Origin of the sequence: Buttiauxella massiliensis (assembly GCF_902500225.1) — a bacterium.
Classification (GTDB): Bacteria; Pseudomonadota; Gammaproteobacteria; order Enterobacterales; family Enterobacteriaceae; genus Buttiauxella; species Buttiauxella massiliensis.
The window spans coordinates 47038-67009 of record NZ_LR722655.1 but is presented as its reverse complement, the minus strand read 5'-3'; the positions used below and the strand labels follow the sequence as shown (position 1 = coordinate 67009).

General features: G+C 49.1%; 18 protein-coding genes, 1 pseudogene and 1 other annotated feature. Of the genes and pseudogenes, 10 read left to right on the top strand and 9 right to left on the bottom strand.

The genetic code is table 11. The features are described from left to right. Positions 1–5 precede the first annotated feature (5 nt). Entirely contained in the window at positions 6–917 is a 912-nt protein-coding gene (locus tag GC128_RS13750) for a LysR family transcriptional regulator (RefSeq protein WP_226812123.1), read from the top strand. Positions 918–1086: 169 nt separating this feature from the next. On the opposite strand, the gene GC128_RS13745 is transcribed toward GC128_RS13750, so the two are convergent. The 4 genes from GC128_RS13745 to GC128_RS13730 form a co-directional block, all read right to left on the bottom strand. Further along, positions 1087–1416, bottom strand: coding sequence for a YbaB/EbfC family nucleoid-associated protein (locus GC128_RS13745; RefSeq protein ID WP_034458087.1), 330 nt, complete (start codon positions 1414–1416; stop codon positions 1087–1089). A 212-nt stretch (positions 1417–1628) separates the two neighbouring features. Then, entirely contained in the window at positions 1629–3548 is a 1920-nt protein-coding gene (dnaX, locus tag GC128_RS13740; protein ID WP_151994778.1) for a DNA polymerase III subunit gamma/tau, read from the bottom strand. After that, positions 2235–2299, bottom strand: a sequence feature (DnaX frameshifting element). Its footprint overlaps the gene before it by 65 nt. 162 nt (positions 3549–3710) lie before the next feature. Further along, the gene (apt, locus tag GC128_RS13735; RefSeq protein WP_034458083.1) at positions 3711–4262 is read right to left on the bottom strand and encodes an adenine phosphoribosyltransferase; all 552 of its coding nucleotides are present in this window, start codon (positions 4260–4262) and stop codon (positions 3711–3713) included. 138 nt (positions 4263–4400) lie between these two features. Further along, the gene (locus GC128_RS13730) at positions 4401–4778 is read right to left on the bottom strand and encodes a DUF454 family protein (protein WP_151994777.1); all 378 of its coding nucleotides are present in this window, start codon (positions 4776–4778) and stop codon (positions 4401–4403) included. Positions 4779–4823: 45 nt separating this feature from the next. Here GC128_RS13730 and priC point away from each other — a divergent pair, with 45 nt between their 5' ends. Beyond that, entirely contained in the window at positions 4824–5360 is a 537-nt protein-coding gene (gene priC, locus GC128_RS13725; protein WP_151994776.1) for a primosomal replication protein PriC, read from the top strand. A 38-nt stretch (positions 5361–5398) separates the two neighbouring features. After that, positions 5399–5554 carry a pleiotropic regulatory protein RsmS gene (gene rsmS, locus GC128_RS13720; RefSeq protein WP_151994775.1) on the top strand — a complete coding sequence of 52 codons (156 nt, stop codon included), beginning with the start codon at positions 5399–5401 and terminating at the stop codon, positions 5552–5554. A gap of 3 nt (positions 5555–5557) precedes the next feature. Here rsmS and mscK read toward each other — a convergent pair whose 3' ends face one another. Continuing rightward, positions 5558–8938, bottom strand: a complete 3381-nt coding sequence (mscK, locus tag GC128_RS13715) for a mechanosensitive channel MscK (protein WP_151994774.1) — start codon at positions 8936–8938, stop codon at positions 5558–5560. A 129-nt stretch (positions 8939–9067) separates the two neighbouring features. Continuing rightward, the gene (acrR, locus tag GC128_RS13710; protein WP_151994773.1) at positions 9068–9709 is read right to left on the bottom strand and encodes a multidrug efflux transporter transcriptional repressor AcrR; all 642 of its coding nucleotides are present in this window, start codon (positions 9707–9709) and stop codon (positions 9068–9070) included. A gap of 143 nt (positions 9710–9852) precedes the next feature. Here acrR and acrA point away from each other — a divergent pair, with 143 nt between their 5' ends. Continuing rightward, the gene (gene acrA, locus GC128_RS13705; protein WP_034458072.1) at positions 9853–11052 is read left to right on the top strand and encodes a multidrug efflux RND transporter periplasmic adaptor subunit AcrA; all 1200 of its coding nucleotides are present in this window, start codon (positions 9853–9855) and stop codon (positions 11050–11052) included. Between the two features lie 22 nt (positions 11053–11074). After that, positions 11075–14224 carry a multidrug efflux RND transporter permease subunit AcrB gene (gene acrB / locus GC128_RS13700; RefSeq protein WP_151994772.1) on the top strand — a complete coding sequence of 1050 codons (3150 nt, stop codon included), beginning with the start codon at positions 11075–11077 and terminating at the stop codon, positions 14222–14224. A gap of 59 nt (positions 14225–14283) precedes the next feature. On the opposite strand, the pseudogene GC128_RS13695 reads toward acrB, so the two are convergent. After that, positions 14284–15466: pseudogene (locus GC128_RS13695) on the bottom strand (IS4 family transposase). A 621-nt stretch (positions 15467–16087) separates the two neighbouring features. Between GC128_RS13695 and tomB the strand changes: the two are divergent. The 4 genes from tomB (at position 16088) to GC128_RS13675 (ending at position 18160) form a co-directional block, all read left to right on the top strand. Beyond that, a complete protein-coding gene (gene tomB, locus GC128_RS13690; protein ID WP_034458068.1) occupies positions 16088–16462 on the top strand; it encodes an Hha toxicity modulator TomB in 375 nt (124 codons plus the stop codon). Positions 16463–16492: 30 nt separating this feature from the next. Further along, positions 16493–16711: an HHA domain-containing protein gene (locus GC128_RS13685; protein WP_034458066.1), complete on the top strand. Its 219-nt coding sequence runs from the start codon at positions 16493–16495 to the stop codon at positions 16709–16711. Between the two features lie 322 nt (positions 16712–17033). Continuing rightward, positions 17034–17600: a maltose O-acetyltransferase gene (gene maa / locus GC128_RS13680; protein WP_151994771.1), complete on the top strand. Its 567-nt coding sequence runs from the start codon at positions 17034–17036 to the stop codon at positions 17598–17600. Between the two features lie 101 nt (positions 17601–17701). Continuing rightward, positions 17702–18160, top strand: a complete 459-nt coding sequence (locus GC128_RS13675) for a YlaC family protein (protein ID WP_134183996.1) — start codon at positions 17702–17704, stop codon at positions 18158–18160. Between the two features lie 43 nt (positions 18161–18203). On the opposite strand, the gene ykgO is transcribed toward GC128_RS13675, so the two are convergent. Continuing rightward, positions 18204–18344 (bottom strand): type B 50S ribosomal protein L36, encoded by a 141-nt coding sequence (gene ykgO, locus GC128_RS13670; RefSeq protein ID WP_151994770.1) that lies wholly within the window; start codon positions 18342–18344, stop codon positions 18204–18206. Between the two features lie 3 nt (positions 18345–18347). Next, on the bottom strand, positions 18348–18605 hold the full coding sequence (locus GC128_RS13665; protein WP_151994769.1) for a type B 50S ribosomal protein L31: 258 nt from the start codon (positions 18603–18605) through the stop codon (positions 18348–18350). A 312-nt stretch (positions 18606–18917) separates the two neighbouring features. On the opposite strand from GC128_RS13665, the gene GC128_RS13660 reads away from it, so the two are divergent. Beyond that, entirely contained in the window at positions 18918–19955 is a 1038-nt protein-coding gene (locus GC128_RS13660; RefSeq protein ID WP_151994768.1) for an isopenicillin N synthase family dioxygenase, read from the top strand. The last annotated feature ends 17 nt before the right edge of the window (positions 19956–19972 follow it).

Genomic DNA, 19972 nt, shown 5'->3' with positions numbered 1-19972 from the left:
GGACAATGGCAATGCAAGACCTCAACGATCTGTGGTATTTCGTGCAAGTGGTGGATAACGGAGGGTTTTCTCCAGCGAGCCGCGTTATCGGTATTCCAAAATCACGCTTGAGTCGCCGAATTGCACTACTGGAAGAAAGTCTTGAGACACGTCTGATTCAGCGTTCAACACGCAGTTTCACAGTGACCGAGGCCGGGCAGATTTTTTATCGCCACTGCAAGGCGATGATTATTGAAGCCGAAGCCGCTCAGGAAGCGATTAACTCTTTGCGCGCAGAGCCTCGCGGGCTGATCCGCCTGAGCTGCCCGATTGCCCTGCTGCATGTGCATATCGGGGAGATGCTGGCGAAGTTTATGGCGCTTTATCCGCAAGTCACCGTGCAGCTAGAAGAGACAAATCGCCAGGTTGATGTACTAAATGAAAATGTCGACTTAGCGGTGCGGGTACGTCCATTGCCGTTGGACGATAGCGATCTGGTGATGCGTAAACTGGCGGATCGAGGCATGTGCCTGGTTGCCAGCCCGGAACTGGTTGAGCGCTTTACAACGCCTGCATCACCGGCAGATCTTCAGCACTGGCCAAGCCTTGCGTTGTCAAAACCGCAGCAGATTTACCGCTGGTGCCTGTTCGGCCCGGATAATCAGGAAGTGACGCTGCATCACAAGCCACGTTTTGTGACCACTGATATGGATGCACTGCGAGCGGCTGCGCTGGCAGGTGTGGGGTTGGTTCAGTTGCCGATATTGATGGTCAACAAGCAACTGGCAGACGGAAGCCTGGTGCGTTTGTTACCGGAGTGGCGAGCAAGGCGTGAGGTTATTCATTTGGTGTTTCCTTCACGGCGCGGCCAGTTACCGGCGGTCAGGGCATTGATTGATTTTCTGGTGGAGAGTTATGCGGAGTTTGAAGAGGAGTAAAGGTGTTAGTTAGATGCCCTCATTGAGTTAAGGGGAAACTATTAATGCCCTAAATAATTCGAGTTGCAGGTAGGCAGCAAGGGAGCAAATCCCCAGGAACTTACTCAAGTAAGTGACTGGGGTTTGCGAGTGCAGCTAACACCCCTGCAGCTCGAAGTATGACGGGCATTTAGAATGGCATTTTGAAGCCTGGCGGCAACTGCATCCCGCTGGAAACGCCAGCCATTTTCTCTTTCTGCGCTTCGCCGATACGACGAGCCGCATCGTTGAAGGCCGCAGCAACCAGATCTTCAACCATCTCTTTGTCGTCTTCCATCAGGCTTGGATCGATTTCCACGCGACGGCAGTTGTGAGCACCGTTGATGGTCACTTTAACCAGACCCGCGCCAGATTCGCCAGTGACTTCCATTTGGGCGATTTCTTCCTGAACCTGGGCCATTTTTTCCTGCATCTGCTGGGCTTGCTTCATGATGTTGCCCAGACCGCCTTTTCCAAACATAGTCTTCTCTCTTTTGCTCGGGCCGACTAACCGTACGTGACGATTATCGGCTATCAGGGTTTACAACAAACCGGCATATACCCAAGCTACTTCAAGATGCAGGTAGGCGGCAATCGAATGAATCCCGATGAGCTTACTTGAGTAAGTGATTCGGGTGAACGAGAGCAGCCAACAACCCTGCAACTTGAAGGGCGAAGGGTATAATCGGTCTGTCAAATTGGTCGAATACTGTCGTCATCCAGTTCCGCATCAAAGAAACGACGCAGCGTCTGAATGTTGTTGTCAGTTTTCATTGCTTCCCGCGCTTGTGCCAGCTTCTCTTCATAGATAGCCTGGCGCCATTCAAGCGGGGTACGTTGCGCAAGATTATCATCTTCAATAATAGTCAGCTCAACAGTTTCACCACTAAAAGTACTCAATGCTTCCGCCAGCGTTTTCTGCGCCGATGGTGAATTCAAATGCCGTAGTGCCGGACGCAAGTGCAAACACACTCGGTTACCGTCCTGCTCTTTCCAGGCATTTAATGCGAGCTGTTGCACTAATTTCGGCAGCACCAGTTGGCTAATTTCAGCTGACCAGCTATCGCGCTCAATGGCCTCCAGAGCCAGTTTTTGCGCAAGCTCAGGCGTTTTCTCATGCTCCATCGCGCGTTTTAATGCTTTTGGTGTCGCAACCGGTTCTTCGACGACATCAGAAACAATTTGCGACTTCCAGCGATAAGCCTCGGGCTTTGGCTCAGGCTTTTCCTCTGTCTGCGCTGCGGGCCGGGACTGGATACGCTCGCTCACCGAGGCTAAACGTTCCAGAGCGGTACTGTTCTTTGCCGGCCGCGCTAGATTTGGCGCTGCCGGCTCACTCTTTTTTGCTTTGTTGGCTCCCTGCTGGCGCATGAGCTGTGTTCGCGCTTGCAACACCTGACTGGTGGTGTCTGGCAGCGCAGTCTCATTTGGCCGTGGCGCGGGTGCCATTTGTTGGCGCACCGGAACAGGGTTCACCACCGGAATACTTGGCGCCTGACGCGGTTGTTCTGGCTCTGGTAGCGGCTTGCGCGGGTGGAATGCCAGTGCGCGCAGCAGAGTCATTTCAATGCCCATACGTCGATCTGGCGCCCAGGACAGTTCTTTGCGGCCAATCAGCAAGGTTTGGTAATAAAGTTGGACTTCAGCAGGCGGCACGACGCGCGCCAGCTCACGCATACGCTGTTCAATCGCGGCCATGTCGCTGCCTAACGCAGCGGGCGAAAGCTGAACCATCGCCACGCGATGCAGCAAACTCAGCATTTCCACCAGCAGCGCTTCCCATTCGACGCCGCGCCCGGCGGCATCGTTAAGCAAGCTCATCACGCGCTCGCCGTCGGCCTGAATCATCGCTTCAATCAGCGACAGCGCTTGGTCGTCGTCGAGCGTGCCGAGCATGGCGCTGACGGCGGCGGTCGTCACTTGCCCATCACCGCTGGCGATGGCTTGATCGGTCAGGCTTAGCGCATCACGCAGGCTGCCATCTGCGGCACGGGACAGCAGTTGCAAGGCGCGCGTTTCACTGGGGATTTTTTCTTCGCCAAGAATGTGTTCCAACTGATGGCGAATTTGTTCGACATCCAGCGCTTTCAGGTGGAATTGCAGGCAGCGAGAGAGAATGGTGACCGGCAGTTTTTGCGGATCGGTGGTCGCCAGCAAGAATTTAACGTGCGATGGCGGCTCTTCCAGCGTCTTCAACAAGGCGTTGAAGCTGTGGCGGGAGAGCATGTGCACTTCATCGATCAGATAGACTTTGAAACGGCCACGCGCTGGCGCGTACTGAACGTTGTCCAGCAAATCACGCGTATCTTCGACTTTGGTACGCGAGGCGGCATCAATTTCAATCAGGTCAACAAAGCGACCTTGTTCGATTTCGCGGCAATTGTCGCACACACCGCAAGGGGTGGCGGTAATGCCGGTTTCACAATTTAACCCTTTCGCCAACAGGCGAGCGATGGATGTTTTACCCACGCCGCGCGTCCCCGAAAAGAGATAGGCGTGGTGGATTCGGCCCATGGATAAGCCATTAGCCAGAGCAGTCAACACGTGTTGCTGGCCGACTACATCAGCAAAAGTTTGTGGCCGCCATTTGCGGGCTAAGACCTGGTAGCTCATTCGAGATAGGCTCTACATCGCGGGAGTGAATTCAGGGGGTAATGCTAACATAAGCCTCACCTGATGGGCGAGGCTTCTATACCCATCATCCTTCAAGCTACAGGGGTGTTGGCTGCAACTCGAATGCTAACGGGTATAATTTTGGGAATACGAAGGCTGAACTCAGTGACCAGGGAAAAGGACGAGGCTGTAGCTTTTCACGCCCATTTTTTCCAGCCGCTGCTCACCACCAATATCAAACAGATTGATGATAAACGCAGCGTCAGTCACTTCCCCACCCAAACGGCGGATAAGCTTCACTGTTGCTTCGATGGTGCCGCCAGTTGCCAGCAGATCGTCCACTACCAGAACTTTGTCGCCAGGCTCGATTGCATCAACGTGGATTTCCAGTTGATCGGTGCCGTATTCCAGCTCGTAGTTTTCAGCGATAGTTTCACGCGGAAGTTTGCCTGGCTTGCGCACTGGCACAAAACCAACGCCCAATTCCAACGCAACCGGTGCGCCAAACAAGAACCCACGCGCTTCAGTACCCACCACTTTGGTGATACCGGCGTCTTTGAAGCGTGAGACTAATAACTCGATGCTGGTGGCGTAGGCTTTCGGATCTTCAAGCAAGCTGGTAACGTCACGGAATAAGATCCCTGGTTTTGGGTAGTCTGGGATACTTTTGATGCTGTTTTTCAGATATTCAAGCTGCTGCGCAGTCGCGGTCATAATTAATGCCTGCTAAAAACATGATTCTAACAAAGCACGAGACGGATGTATTAAACGTTCAATAATCGGTCATACCGTGCTCGAAAACGGTCGAATTTACTGGCTGGCACCAACAATTGCAACCACTGCAAATGCGGTTTACGGCTTTTGTTGCTTTTCATCAATTACCGGCATGCGCCACATAAAGAACAGTAACGCGCACATCATCACTAATAATAGTAGTCTGACCCACAGAATATTGACCAGATAAAGGGATACCGCAAAGGTTAATACGATGAAAATCAGTGCCCTGGGTTTAGCTCCCGGCGGCAGCGCACGATGGTCCTGCCAATGGCGGATATAACTGCCAAACCATGAGCGGTACAGTAACCAGTGATGAAAGCGCGGCGAGGAATGGGCGAAGCACCAGGCCGCCAGCAGCAAAAATGGGGTTGTGGGAAGTAAAGGCAAGACAACACCCAGCGTCGCAAGGACTATCGCCAGCCAACCAATGATGATTAAAATGATCCGTTTCATTCATTATTCCGTACTTAAACACGTGCAACACTGGAGATTCATTTTGTGAAAACCGCCGCGCTGTTACAAGCTTTGGATGCTCGCGTCGCGGAACTCGCACAGGCCATTGCGCCTGTCTCGTTACAACGCGCATCGCAAGCACGCTTCGATCGTAAACTGTTTTCCACTCACAGCACGCAACTTAAAGATTATCTGACCGAAGTTCAGGCAAATCTTGCGCAGTTAGAGCTTAGCGTGAAAGTGGGCCGAACGGAGCAGGTTGCCTATATTGCCGAAAAACTAGTGGCGCAAATTGCCGCCTTGCAGCGTGAACTCGCCACCGTGAAGATGCGTAAAAATGATCCGCAGCCCGTGGTTGCCGAGAATCTGTATGAGAAACTCTCAACGCATCAGGATTACGAACGCCGCATCCAGATTATGATTAGCGATCGTGAAAGCCAACTTTCGATACAAGTCACGCTCGCCGAGCAGCAAAAGCTCCAGAAGGAACTAGCAGCTCTCGAAGGGCGTTTGCAGCGCTGCCGCCAGGCGTTGACGCGAATTGAACGCGCCATCGAACGCCGCGAACGTGGGCTAAGCTAACGCTTAAACCAAACCATTTACTTGAACGGATAAACGCTATGTCGCTGGAAAACGCACCAGAAGAAGTCAAACTGGCTGTCGATTTGATAATGCTGCTGGAACAACATGAAATCCCGACGGAAACCGCGCTCGCAGCGCTTGAGATTGTCCGTCAGGATTTTTTGCGTAAGCGGGAAGAGAACAGCTCCCGCTAATTTTTACTGAGCAGGAACGATGTCACCACCGTTTGATTTGCCATTATGATCGCGTTTCACTTCTGTCAATTCATCGCCTTTGTCATTACGCAGATGAACTTCAAGTTGGTTGAAGGCGATATTAATGCCATTTTCTCGACACAGACGATCGATAGTCCGGTTTAGCTCATCGACGGTGTAGCTGCGATCACGCAGTTCACGCACATACAGACGCAGTTCATGATCCAACGTACTGGCCCCGAAGGTAGTGAAGAACACCGTAGGCTCAGGGTCGTGCATCACTTTCGGATGCTCATGGGCCGCTTTCAGTAAGATCTCACGTACTTTATCCAGATCGGAGCCGTAAGCCACTCCCAGACGGATAACCACGCGAGTAATGGTGTCGGTAAGCGACCAGTTGATCAGTCGTTCCGTTACAAACGCTTTGTTCGGAATGATCACTTCTTTGCGGTCAAAGTCTGTAATCGTGGTGGCACGAATACGAATTTTGCTCACGCTACCGGAATAAGCACCAATCGTGACGGTATCGCCGATACGCACCGGGCGCTCGAAGAGGATAATCAGGCCGGAAACGAAGTTACCGAATATCTCCTGCAAACCAAAACCTAAGCCCACCGACAACGCCGCCGCCAGCCATTGCAACTTATCCCACGACACGCCGAGTGAACCAAAGATGGTCATCGCCCCGACAGCAGTAATGACGTAGTTAAGAATGGTCGTGATGGCGTATGAAGCACCCTGACGCATTTGCAAACGCGAAAGCACCAGTACCTCAAGCAGGCCCGGTAAGTTGCGAATCAGCACCCAGGCAATAGCGAAAGCAATCGCGGCAAATAACAGGCTGCCCATGGTGACGTTTTTCACTACCGCTACACCCGCTTCGGAAGCGCTATAACTCCAGAGCTGGATACTGTCCAGATAACCGAATACCCCGAACAAATCTGACCAAATGGTGTAGAAAACCAGTGCAAACAGAGCGAACAGAGCAATGATAGCCAGACGCATGGTTTGTTGGTTGATTTGGTCCAACGCTAACGGTGGCTCTTCTACCGGCTCGCCCCCTTCTGCGCCCTCTTTCACCAGATTCTCACGGCGCGCAACGGCACGACGGTAAGCCATACGACGCGCTGCAACACTTAATCCGCGCAGTACGGTCTGATAAACCAGGTTCCAGATAAGTATCAGATAGATAGTTTCAATCCAGCGACCAGCAAGGCGAAGTGTCGTATAAAAATATCCCATCGCTGTCAGCACGATTAACACCGCAGGCACCACGCCCATCATCGTGACAGTAAACAACTGCATGGTGTGGTTGTTTTTGTTGCGCCAGTTTTCACGGCACATTGGGAAGACCAGCGCGGTGATAAGCAACAGGTTGAAGAAGATGATCAGTTGACCCAGCGCATCTTCAACCAGATGTAGAGGCGAACGTTCACCGAGCACCGACCAGAATAACAACGGTAATAGTGCACAACCAATACGCACCAGTTGGCGACGATAATGGCTGCACAGTTGCGGTTGCATATTAAAGTGGCTGACAGCTACACCATTTTTAGAGAGCACTTGGTAAGTTAAGCCGAAGACTAACCAGAACAAGGAGAGCTGTTTGCAAAATGCCAGCATCGATTCGCTGATGTTCATTTGCAAGCCAGCAAACACCAGGCCGATTGAGTAGATGACCAGAGCGCCAGGCAAAACTTTAACCAGCGTCAGAGCAATGGCTTTCGGGGTCAGCATTTGGCTATCGTTACGCAACTGCCCGACACGACTCGCCTGCTTTTCCAGATAGCGGTCTATCGCTTTAAAGCGCCAGCGTATAACGCCTGCCAGCAACAAAGCAGGAATCATCAGTAGCAGGATGGCGAGAATTTTAAGCGAGTTCTCAGGCCCTTTAAAATTGAGATTGGCGTTTTTAAACTGATCGCGCAATGAAGAAGGCAATGATTTCAGCCAGTCCCAATCCATCGGCTTATTACTGGTTACCCAGAAAATCTGCTCAGTCAGGATCTGGTCGAGTGATTTCGTGACGTTTTGCAGCTGCTGCTGGTTATTCTGCAAGTTGATTGCCAGCATTAATTGCATGCCAAGCTGCTTATTCAACTGATCAAGCAATTCGCGGCGAGTATCCAGAACCTGCAATAACGCATCGTGGACCTCTGGCGTGACATCCGCTTTATGTCCATCTTCGATTTTCGCGACCAGCTCATCCGGCTGGAACAGCGCGTCACGTTGTTGGTTCACATCGAACTGTTCGAGACGAATATCCGCAATGCGGTTGGTCAGATCTTCAGTGTCTTCCGCAGACGGCAGGTTCTGTTGCTGTTGTTGGTAAAGAATACGCGACAACAACAAGCTGCCTTTCAGAACGGCGATCTGCTCTTTGAGGTTACGTTCAGATTGCAGAGCACGATCCAGTGTATTTTTAATGCGAATGCTCGAAGGCACCATTTCATTGGCATGCTGAGTAGCGTCTATCAGACGCTGACTCAGCTGATGGTTGATATCCAGCTCCTGCTTAACCAGCGGATTTTGCTGAATCTTAACAGTATCTTCAGAGTCTATGGCGTCCTGTGCGGTCTGCTGCGTCAGGGTTAAACGCTTACTGCTCGCCACTTTTTGCAGGATCTGGAGGGTCGCCTCCATTTGATTAATATGCGCGTTGGTGTAGTCACGTTGCTTTTGCAATGTATCTTGCAAGATGGTGTTGCCTTTGAGGCTGTCACGCTGTTGATCTAACTGCGCGTTCAATAATGCTTGTTGGGCCAGTAATAAAGTTTGCTGACTTGGTCGTAAGTCTACAGCGCCTGGCGTGACACCATTAAGACGATTACGAATCGCTTCAAGCTGAGTCGATGCCGCAGTCATGGCATTCTGAACACGCTCAGGTTGCGTTTGCAGCGAAATCAGTTGGCTATTCCAGGTCGCCAAATCGCTTTGCGCGTTCTGTAACTCCGTCATTAAATCATTCAGGCGAGACTCAAGTTGGCGCAAACTGAGCGCTTCGATTTCCGCTTCTTCATCAGCCGGGTTGGCGTGTTGGTTTTTAATCTCGTTGAGCGCATCAGTGGCTTTGCGCAGCACTTTCGGTGCTTCCGTCACCTGCTGATGGAGTTTTGCCGTTTCATCCTTGACCCGATCAATTTTATCCAGCACCTCAAGAGTCTCATTGAGATCTTGTTGGGTGAGTTTGTCATTTGGAGACAGTGTCTTTTGCTTATTCAGTGCAGACAGCTGATTTTGAATCTCATCGCGGCTCGGGAGATCGCTACCATTTTTTTGCGCCCAGACTGGCTGCGCCAGCACGCAAAACAGGCTAACGAATGCAATGAGCAAAAAACGTGCGGGTACGCGACGTGAATACAGTGAACACAAGAGTTGCGGCATAGTTTGACAGTGTTTGAGAACAGGCCGAAGGATGGCGAGTTAAAGACGAAATATGAGCCGCAAGATTAGCACGTCTTTTCGGAAAAACCTTGGTCAACTATGTTAGGAATTACCCTAATAAGCATATTTTTATTGTGGAATGGATCTCAGGGTTGGGCAGGTTTGAAACATTTCCAGCAGAATGGCGACGTAGTCCTCGGCCTGGCTGTGGAGATCAAAACTATCCGGTGCAACCAGCCAGTTTTCAATCAGCCCGGTAATATAACTACGCAGTAAAATAACGGCGTGGGGAAGTCGCAAGTTTTTTGGTAACATTTCAGCATCAATACAACGCTGCAAACTGCTCTCAATTCTCTCGTTTCCTTCCATATAAAGTTCACGTCTGGCCTGTTGTAAAACAGCCAGTTCACCTACAAACTCGCACTTATGGAAGATGATTTCGGTCATTAAGCGGCGGCGTTCATCGGCGACAGTTGCTTGTAATATGTAAATAAGTAACTCTCTGACAACAGAAAGTGGATCGTCAGGAAATTTTGCCCGATACTCAGTTTCTAAATCGCCAATACTGGACTCAGTTAGCTCCCAGATTTCATTAAACAAATCCGACTTATTTTTGAAATGCCAGTAGATTGCACCACGGGTTACACCCGCTGCTTTTGCGATATCTGCAAGCGAGGTTGCGGAAACTCCGTGTTGTGAAAACAAGCGGATTGCAACATCCAAAAGGTGTTGGCGTGTTTCCAGCGCTTGTTGTTTGGTTTTTCGTGCCATAAGTGGGTGAAATAACGGTAGTTAGATTTACATACATTTGTGAATGTATGTACCATAGCACGACGATAATATAAACGCAGCAATGGGTTTGTGGACATTTGATCCATTGAACAACTTTGAAATCGGACACTCGAGGTTTACATATGAACAAAAACAGAGGGTTTACGCCTCTGGCGGCCATTCTGATGCTCTCAGGCAGCTTAGTACTTACAGGATGTAATGACAAAGAGACAAAACAGAGTGCGCCGCATACCCCAGAAGTGGGTGTGGTAACTCTGAAAAGTGCTCCTTTGCAGATAACTACAGAGCTTCCTGGCCGTACAAGCGCTTATCGTATTGCAGAAGTTCGCCCACAAGTCAGTGGCATCATCCTGAAACGTAACTTCGAAGAAGGAAGTGAAATCAAGGCTGGTGTGTCGCTGTACCAAATCGACCCTGCAACATACCAGGCAGCATATGACAGCGCCAAAGGCGACCTCGCTAAAGCACAAGCAAGTGCAAACATCGCTCAGCTGACGCTTAAACGTTATCAGAAACTGTTAGGTACTAAGTACATCAGTCAACAAGACTACGACACTGCACTTGCCGATTCTCAACAGGCAAACGCATCTGTTGTGGCTGCTAAAGCCGCCGTTGAAACTGCTCGCATTAACCTTGCATATACCAAAGTGACTTCACCTATTAGCGGTCGCATTGGTAAGTCTTCTGTTACAGAAGGCGCTCTGGTGACTAGCGGACAGGCTTCTGCATTGGCAACAGTACAACAGCTCGACCCGATTTATGTTGATGTGACCCAATCCAGCAATGATTTCTTGCGCCTTAAGCAAGAGCTGGCAGAAGGCAAACTGAAACAAGAAAACGGTAAAGCTAAAGTCAAATTAGTGACCAACGACGGTATCACTTTCCCGCAGGAAGGCTCTTTAGAGTTTTCTGATGTGACAGTTGACCAGACCACCGGCTCTATCACTTTGCGAGCTATCTTCCCGAACCCAGATAAAACATTACTGCCGGGCATGTTTGTTCGTGCACAACTGGAAGAAGGTACCAATCCAAACGCGCTGTTAGTTCCACAACAAGGTGTAACTCGTACACCGCGTGGTGATGCTTCAGCAATGGTTATTGGTAAAGAAGACAAAGTGGAAGTACGCAATATCACCGCAACTCAAGCTATCGGCGACAAATGGCTGGTAACCAGTGGGTTGAAGGATGGTGATCGCGTTATTGTGACCGGTTTGCAAAAAGTGAAACCCGGTGTTCAGGTGAAAGCGCAGGAAGTGGCGGCAGAAAATAAAGGCCAGGATCAAGCAGCCGCTGGCGCACAGTCTGAACAAACGAAGTCTTAACTTAAACAGGAGCCGTTAAGACATGGCTAAGTTTTTTATCGATCGCCCGATTTTTGCCTGGGTAATCGCCATCATTATTATGTTGGCGGGCGGGCTTGCGATCATGAAATTACCGATCGCGCAATATCCAACCATTGCGCCACCGGCAATTTCGATCTCAGCAAACTACCCTGGTGCAGATGCGAAAACGGTACAGGATACCGTTACACAGGTTATCGAACAGAACATGAACGGTATCGACAACCTGCTGTACATGTCCTCATCCAGTGATTCCTCTGGTTCTGTAACCATAACCATTACCTTTGATTCTGGTACTGACGCGGATATCGCACAGGTACAGGTTCAGAACAAACTGCAACTTGCGATGCCACTGCTTCCTCAAGAAGTACAGCAGCAAGGTGTTAGCGTTGAGAAGTCTTCCAGTAGCTTCCTGATGGTTCTCGGTATGATCAACACCGATGGCTCCATGACACAGGAAGATATTTCGGACTACGTTGGCGCAACTATTAAAGACCCGATCAGCCGTACTCGCGGTGTTGGTGATGTTCAGCTGTTTGGTGCTCAGTACGCGATGCGTATCTGGATGGATCCGAACAAACTGAACAATTACCAGCTCACGCCGGTTGATGTTATTGCCGCTATCAAAGCGCAGAACGCCCAGGTAGCCGCAGGTCAGTTAGGTGGTACTCCACCAGTTAAAGGTCAACAACTTAACGCCTCTATCATTGCTCAAACCCGTTTAAAATCTGCCGATGAGTTCAGCAAAATTTTGCTGAAAGTGAATCAGGATGGCTCACGTGTTCTGCTTAAAGATGTGGCAAAAGTTGAGTTGGGCGGCGAGAACTATAACGTTGTTGCACGTTTCAACGGCCAACCAGCCTCTGGTTTAGGTATCAAACTGGCAACCGGTGCTAACGCCCTGGATACCGCGAATGCGGTACGTGCCACTGTGGAAAAACTACAGCCATTCTTCCCTGCGGGTCTGAAAGTTGTTTATCCATATGACACCACGCCATTCGTTAAAATCTCTATCAAAGAGGTAGTAAAAACCCTCGTTGAAGCAATCGTGCTGGTGTTCCTGGTAATGTATCTGTTCTTGCAGAACTTCCGCGCCACATTGATTCCAACGATTGCGGTACCGGTGGTACTGCTGGGGACGTTTGCCATCCTTGCCGTCTTTGGCTATTCGATAAACACCCTAACGATGTTCGGGATGGTGCTTGCGATAGGCCTGTTGGTGGATGACGCCATCGTAGTAGTAGAGAACGTTGAGCGTGTGATGGTGGAAGAAGGATTGCCACCGAAAGAAGCCACACGTAAATCAATGGAGCAGATTCAGGGTGCTCTGGTGGGCATCGCGATGGTTCTGTCAGCGGTATTTATACCAATGGCATTCTTCGGCGGTTCCACAGGGGCAATCTATCGTCAGTTCTCTATTACCATCGTATCGGCAATGGTGCTTTCTGTACTGGTGGCAATGATTCTGACACCCGCACTTTGCGCCACCTTGCTCAAGCCGATTGCGAAAGGCGAACACCACGAGAAGAAAGGCTTCTTCGGCTGGTTTAACAACATGTTCGACAAGAGCACGCATCACTATACCGACAGCGTCGGTAACATCTTGCGTAGCACCGGTCGTTACCTGGTGTTGTATCTGCTGATTGTGGTTGGTATGGCCTTCCTGTTTATTCGCCTGCCAAGTTCCTTCTTGCCAGACGAAGACCAGGGCGTGTTCCTGACCATGGCACAGCTGCCTGCAGGTGCGACGCAAGAACGTACACAAGCCGTTCTTGATGATGTGACCAAGTACTACCTCGAAAAAGAGAAAGACAACGTTAACTCGGTGTTTACCGTTAACGGCTTTGGCTTCTCTGGACAAGGGCAGAACACCGGTCTGGCATTCGTATCATTGAAAGATTGGGATGAGCGTCCAGGTGAAGAGAACAAGGTTCCAGCGATTGCTGGTCGCGCAAGCGCCGAATTCTCAAAAATCAAAGATGCCATCGTGTTCGCATTTAACCTGCCAGCTATCGTAGAACTGGGTACTGCAACGGGCTTCGACTTCCAGTTGATTGACCAGGCAAACCTTGGACACGAAAAACTGACTCAGGCGCGTAACCAGTTGTTTGGCGAAGTGGCAAAACATCCTGACTTGTTAGTGGGCGTGCGTCCAAACGGTCTGGAAGATACGCCGCAGTTTAAAGTCGATATCGACCAGGAAAAAGCGCAGGCATTGGGCGTTTCTATCAGTGATATCAACACCACGCTGGGTGCAGCATGGGGTGGTAGCTACGTGAACGACTTTATCGACCGTGGTCGTGTGAAGAAAGTTTACCTGATGGCGGATGCGCCATTCCGTATGCTGCCTAGCGATATCAACAACTGGTATGTCCGCGGTTCTACCGGCCAGATGGTGCCATTCTCCGCGTTCTCAACCGCGCACTGGGAATATGGTTCACCACGTCTGGAACGTTACAACGGCTTACCTTCCATGGAAATCCTTGGTCAGGCAGCTCCGGGTAAGAGTACCGGTGAAGCGATGGACCTGATGGAACAACTGGCCAGCAAACTGCCAACCGGTATTGGTTATGACTGGACGGGCATGTCCTATCAGGAACGTTTATCTGGTAACCAGGCCCCTGCCCTGTATGCCATCTCCCTGATAGTGGTGTTCCTGTGTCTGGCTGCACTGTATGAGAGCTGGTCGATTCCATTCTCGGTCATGCTGGTTGTTCCACTTGGGGTTGTCGGTGCACTGCTTGCCGCGACGATGCGTGGGCTGACCAACGACGTGTACTTCCAGGTAGGCCTGCTGACAACCATCGGCTTGTCGGCGAAGAACGCGATACTTATCGTGGAATTCGCCAAAGACTTGATGGAAAAAGAAGGCAAAGGCCTGATTGAAGCGACACTCGAAGCGGTCCGTATGCGTCTGCGTCCGATTCTGATGACATCACTGGCGTTTATCCTCGGTGTAATGCCGCTGGTAATCAGCTCCGGTGCAGGCTCTGGTGCACAGAACGCCGTAGGTACAGGGGTTATGGGCGGGATGGTTACTGCAACAGTCCTGGCTATCTTCTTCGTACCAGTGTTCTTCGTGGTAGTTCGTCGTCGCTTCAGCCGTAAGTCTGAAGATGTTGAACACACTCACGCTGTTGAGCACCACAAGTAAGTCTTAAATCTGCAATTTAAAGGCCGCGCAAGCGCTGAGGGATCCCCACAAACTCAGCGCTAATAAACCAGGACCATACTTCGGTAGGCTCTGGCCAGGTGGTTAAGAACGGTGCTCAGCACCATTCTTGTTAAAACTAGCGGGGAATGTCGCAAGATATTCTCCGCTAATGTCAGAAATGAAAGTACCCGCCTCGATTTTATAGTGTTCGCCTGATATCTCAGATGTAATCCTTTATTTTCAGCATGATAGCCAATAATCCACAATACCACTGTTGCCAGCGTCGCAAGCAGACTCAGTACCAGAATTCGCCCTTCTGTACCACTGTGACTCGCGCGAAGACCAAAACCAAATCGTTCACTCTCTCGTCGCAGAAGTGCTGTTCAATCTGCATTCTCCGGCTGTAGAGTTTCATCACTTTTGCCGGACTGAATTCATCGGTACTGTTGAAAATAAGCCAGGGTTCATTCGCCGAAGCCCGACCGTCCCGCTCCTGAGAATAACGGGATATACGGCGGCGGGCCCGTTTGCCTTTTCGCCCTTTAGCCTCTTTTTTATGAAGATAAAAGTGGCCATCACACTGAGCGTATTCAGCCCGCGCCAGCGTACCCGGCCCCAGATATTCAGGCTTTCTTTTGGCCGTAAGCGACTGCCTTCTAAGCCATTGTTCACCTTTTTCCTGTAAGCGAAGCTGAATATTACCCCTGATCCTGCCGATAAAGTCCCAGCCCAAAGACCTGATATGCCGAAACCAGGTGTTCTGAAAACCAGCGTCAGTGACGATTATCACCCGAGTTTCCGGCGCAATAGCCCTGGCGAGTGCATCCAGAAACGCTTTCTGCACTTGTGCATTTTGTTGTTTTGCCGAGGGAACAATGTGGCTCAGGAGCGGGATGGAACGCCCGTCACAAATCAGGCTCGCCGGTATTCCTGTGAAGGATACCCACTCCAGTCAACAACAATCACACACCACGACAGCCGTTGTGTCTGCAGAGAAATAATATTGTCAAATATTAAGGGGATATCATTGTGTAGTGAGGCGTTAGCGAGCAGGCGGTCGACCCGTTTTATCTTGTTTTTGACCTGCGCAGTTCCCGGAAGGTAACGTCCGATGCTGGTCAGCGTCAGAGATGCGCCACGAGTTAAAGCAACGGTGGCATCAAGAAGGGCATTTTGTCGGTACTGATGAAACGGGGCTAAAGTTTCACGAAAAAAATTCTGGCATACTTTATGTTCAGGCATAGAGGTGATCTCACTGGATTGGTCGCACAATCAGTAGATCACAAATCTCTATGCCTGTCTTTTTTACCCGCCCATTACTGGGGATCCCTCAGCGCCGAAGCGGTTTTTTTATATCCGCGGTTTCTATTTGTCATATTAATAAATAACGATAGCTGCTGGCTTTTTCTACGATAGGTTACTAAATGTTGCAATAAGAACTCAGTTGGACTTAAATATGATGACAAGATATTTCTTAAATTCACTGGCAGATAAGGCAAGAAGGTTCATACTTATATATTAGGATAATTCTTAATTAACCCCTTATTTACTCCCCATTTAAGGTTCATTGCAGCAACACAAAATTAACCCATTGAATATAAACTGCTTTCCCAAACGTTCACTTAAGTTAATTTATCAGACAATGCTTTTAAAAAAAGTGAAAGTCTTAATAAACATTACGTTAGAGTAAACAGCTTTGCTGTAAATGTAATTTTTCGTAATAGCGAAAGGAAATCTACTACGGATTGATTTATAGTAAACGTATATGGAATAATCGTTGTAATTGATTCCCACCTCATCCAGGTGTGTCCACCCCAAGGCGTTTTGTTTATCAAATTTTCTTCGATAAAAAGGGGCTGCATTATGGACGAATACTCACCAAAACGGCATGATATCGCGCAGCTTAAATTTCTCTGCGAAAACCTGTATCATGACTGCCTTACCAACCTTGGCGAGAGTAATCATGGTTGGGTTAATGATCCTACTTCGGCCATTAACTTGCAGTTGAATGAATTGATTGAGCATATTGCTGCTTTCGCACTTAATTACAAAATTAAGTACGATGATGAGAGTAAATTGATTGAACAAATTGACGAATATTTAGACGATACGTTTATGCTGTTCAGTAACTATGGCATCAATGCCCAAGACTTGCAGAAATGGCGTAAGTCCGGGAATCGGTTATTCCGATGTTTCGTCACAGAGAGTCGCGCTAACCCTGTAAGCCTCTCCTTTTAGAACTATTACAAGATGTAATAAGGTGATTTCATGACAACAAAACCACTTACTAAGACCGATTATTTGATGCGCCTGCGACGCTGCCAAACAATTGACACCTTAGAGCGCGTAATCGAAAAGAATAAATACGAATTACCAGATAATGAGTTGGCTGTATTTTATTCAGCAGCAGACCACCGTCTGGCTGAACTGACCATGAATAAGCTTTACGATAAAATACCACCATCCGTATGGAAATTTATCCGCTAATACCCCTTAACTGTTATTACCTTTATGGTTTCAGACTGACATGCTGTTGTAATCAGCCACAAATGGATTCAGAAACTCTTTTAGTCACTTAACAGAGTGCTAAATAGATATTTATCCTGGGCTGTTCAGCTTTCGAGATACAAGCTGCTCATCGCTCTTTTGTAAGGCTTACTACATTCTGTCCGTCGCTCCCCTTAATTTGTGATTGTTATTAGCACATTTAACCATGTGATTACCGTCACAAAAAGGAACTATAGCCACCTTAACTACAAACTAATCGCTTAGGGTAACGGGTGTCCTGTCTATTTTAAAAGGCATCACCTTGAGTGAAGAAAAAAAGAAAATGATTGCAGGCGAACTTTATCGCCCTGCAGACCAACAGCTTCGAGATGACCGCGTAAAAGCGCGCCATCTGATTCACCGTTTTAATCACACCGCTCCAGATGAAAAGGCCATTCGTAGTGAACTGCTCGAACAACTATTAGGTCAAAGTCTGGATGCTTATATTGAGCCATCGTTTCGTTGTGATTACGGCTACAATATTTTCCTCGGCAAAAACTTCTACGCCAATTTTGACTGTGTGATTCTCGATGTTTGTCCTGTTCACATCGGTGAGAATTGCATGTTGGCCCCAGGTGTTCATATTTATACTGCGACTCATCCGCTGGATGCTGAAACGCGCAACAGTGGTGTTGAGTTCGGTAAACCTGTCTCGATTGGCAATAATGTCTGGATTGGCGGGCGCGCGGTTATCAACCCTGGTGTGACTATTGGCGATAATGTAGTGATAGGTGCCGGCTCCGTCGTCACGAAAAATATTCCGGCGAACTCGGTAGTTGCTGGAAACCCAGCTCGGCTGATTAAAATGGTGCCTGACACGCCACATTAACTGTTATGGTTTTTTATGGCTAAACTGTTACTTTTTTACCCTCGCAGGGCTTCTTAAAATAACAGTTCTCTGCCTGTCGCGTTCCTGTTCAGAAGGCCATCATGACTGAAATTCAGCGTCTGCTCACCGATACAATCGAACAACTCAATGCGGAAGAAAAACGCGACAATCGCCCGCGTTTTAGCATCAGCTTTATTCGTAAGCATCCGGGGTTATTTATCGGCATGTGGATAGGTTGGTTCGCAACACTATGGGTGATGCTGGAATCGGATACTCTGTCGGGATCGGTTTGGTTATTGGTTGTGTTGTTTGCGCTGCTAAACGGCTTTTTCTTTTTTGATGTGAATCCCCGTTATCGCTATGACGATATTGATGTGCTTGATTTACGCGTTTGCTATAACGGTGAGTGGTACAACACGCGTAACGTTCCACCCACATTGATCGATAAAATCCTGCATTCCCCTGGTGTTGACGAACAACAAAAATCGCTACTGCATAAGATGGTGGCGACGAAAGGCGAGCTCTCATTTTACGATATTTTCTCGCTCGGACGTCCGTAACGTTCACAGCTTATAAGAGCCAAGGGGCGAAGTGCCCCTTGTCTTAACGCCGCTTCTTCCCGCCCTGCACCGCTTTGAAACGCGGGTTACTTTTGCAAATCACATACAGCCGCCCTTTACGCTTCACAAGCTGGCAATCTGGATGGCGCTGCTTTGCACTACGTAATGAATTCAGAACCTGCATCTCTTACTCTCCCTTGCCAAAAAAATGACCGAAACGCTGCTGGAAACGAGCCGGACTACCTTCGTTGGTGAATGTTCTTTGTTTACCGGTGTAATGTGGATGAGAGGCCGATGAAACCTCCAGCGTGATATAGGGATATTTCACACCCTCAAGCTCAATTTCCCGGTCTGTCTTGATAGTCGAACCCACTTTAAAGAACTCATTGGCGGTGGTGTCGTGGAACACGACTGTTCGATAGAAAGGATGGATGTCACGTTTCATTTTCTTTTCCAGGATACGTTATAACATAACAATAAAATAAAAGATGAATGAAAAAAAAGCAAGCCTGTTTGGCAACAAAGCTTAAGAACCGTTGATTGCCAAATTCTGCAAATGCTTAGAACCCAGCCCAGCAATAACTTAGAAGATAACAATATTGGGCAGCGTGACGCAGTTGCGGCAATGTCATTTCCACGAACAACACATCAATCCAGAAGGGATAAACCATGAGTCAGCGCTGTCGTTGTGAAAATTATTGTTGGGCTAAAACATCAAAACGTGACGGGAAAACATCTGAATTACGTGGAGTTCAAAATGAGCAAAACAACGACCCAGGCATTGCCAATACTCGATCTCTTAGCCCTTGATGGCACCGATACCGATCGCGCAGCCTTTCTTGAACAACTACGCCATGCTGCTCGTGACATCGGCTTCTTTTATCTGATAAATCATGGCATCAGCCCGGAACTGCAACAGGCCGTTCAGGATGAAGCCCAGCTGTTTTTCTCTTTGCCTGACGCAGAAAAACAAAAAGTCGCGATGATTCACTCCCCGCATTTTCGCGGTTATAACCGCGCCGCCAGCGAATTAACACGTGGTAAACCTGACTGGCGTGAGCAATTTGATATTGGCGCTGAACGCCCGATACTTTCCGTCAGTCCATCACAACCTGGCTGGCTGCGTCTGCAAGGGCCCAACCTGTGGCCTGAATCGTTGCCAACTCTCAAGCCGACTCTGTTGCAATTTCAGCGTGAAATGACCGCTGTGGCGTTGAAATTACTACGCACTTTTGCATTAGCGTTGAAGTTACCGGCTAATAGCTTTGATGACCTGTATGGCAACAAACCTAACGAGCATATCAAGCTGATTCGCTATCCAGGCCAACAGGCTACCGATAGCAATCAGGGTGTTGGCGCTCACAAGGACTCCGGCTTCCTAAGCTTTCTGCTACAAGACAGGCAGCAGGGTTTACAGGTTGAAGTCAGCCCCGATAACTGGATAGATGCAGCCCCCTTACCCGGTAGCTTTGTGGTGAATATTGGTGAGTTGCTTGAACTGGCAACCAACGGCTACTTACGCGCCACGGTCCATCGCGTGGTTTCTCCTCCGCCTGGGCAGGAGCGCCAGTCCATCGCATTTTTCCTCGGCGCACAGTTAGATACCGTGGTTCCGGTTTATACATTGCCTCCTGAGCTTGCAAGCCAGGCTCATGGCCCGGAAAGCGATCCTCATAACCCGTTACTGCGTGATGTTGGCTGGAACTACCTGAAAGGCCGCCTGCGATCTCATCCCGACGTGGCAGAACGTTATTACCCGGATGTCTTGCGTAGCAGCACTGAACTCATCGCTTAAATATTGAAGGAAACCCC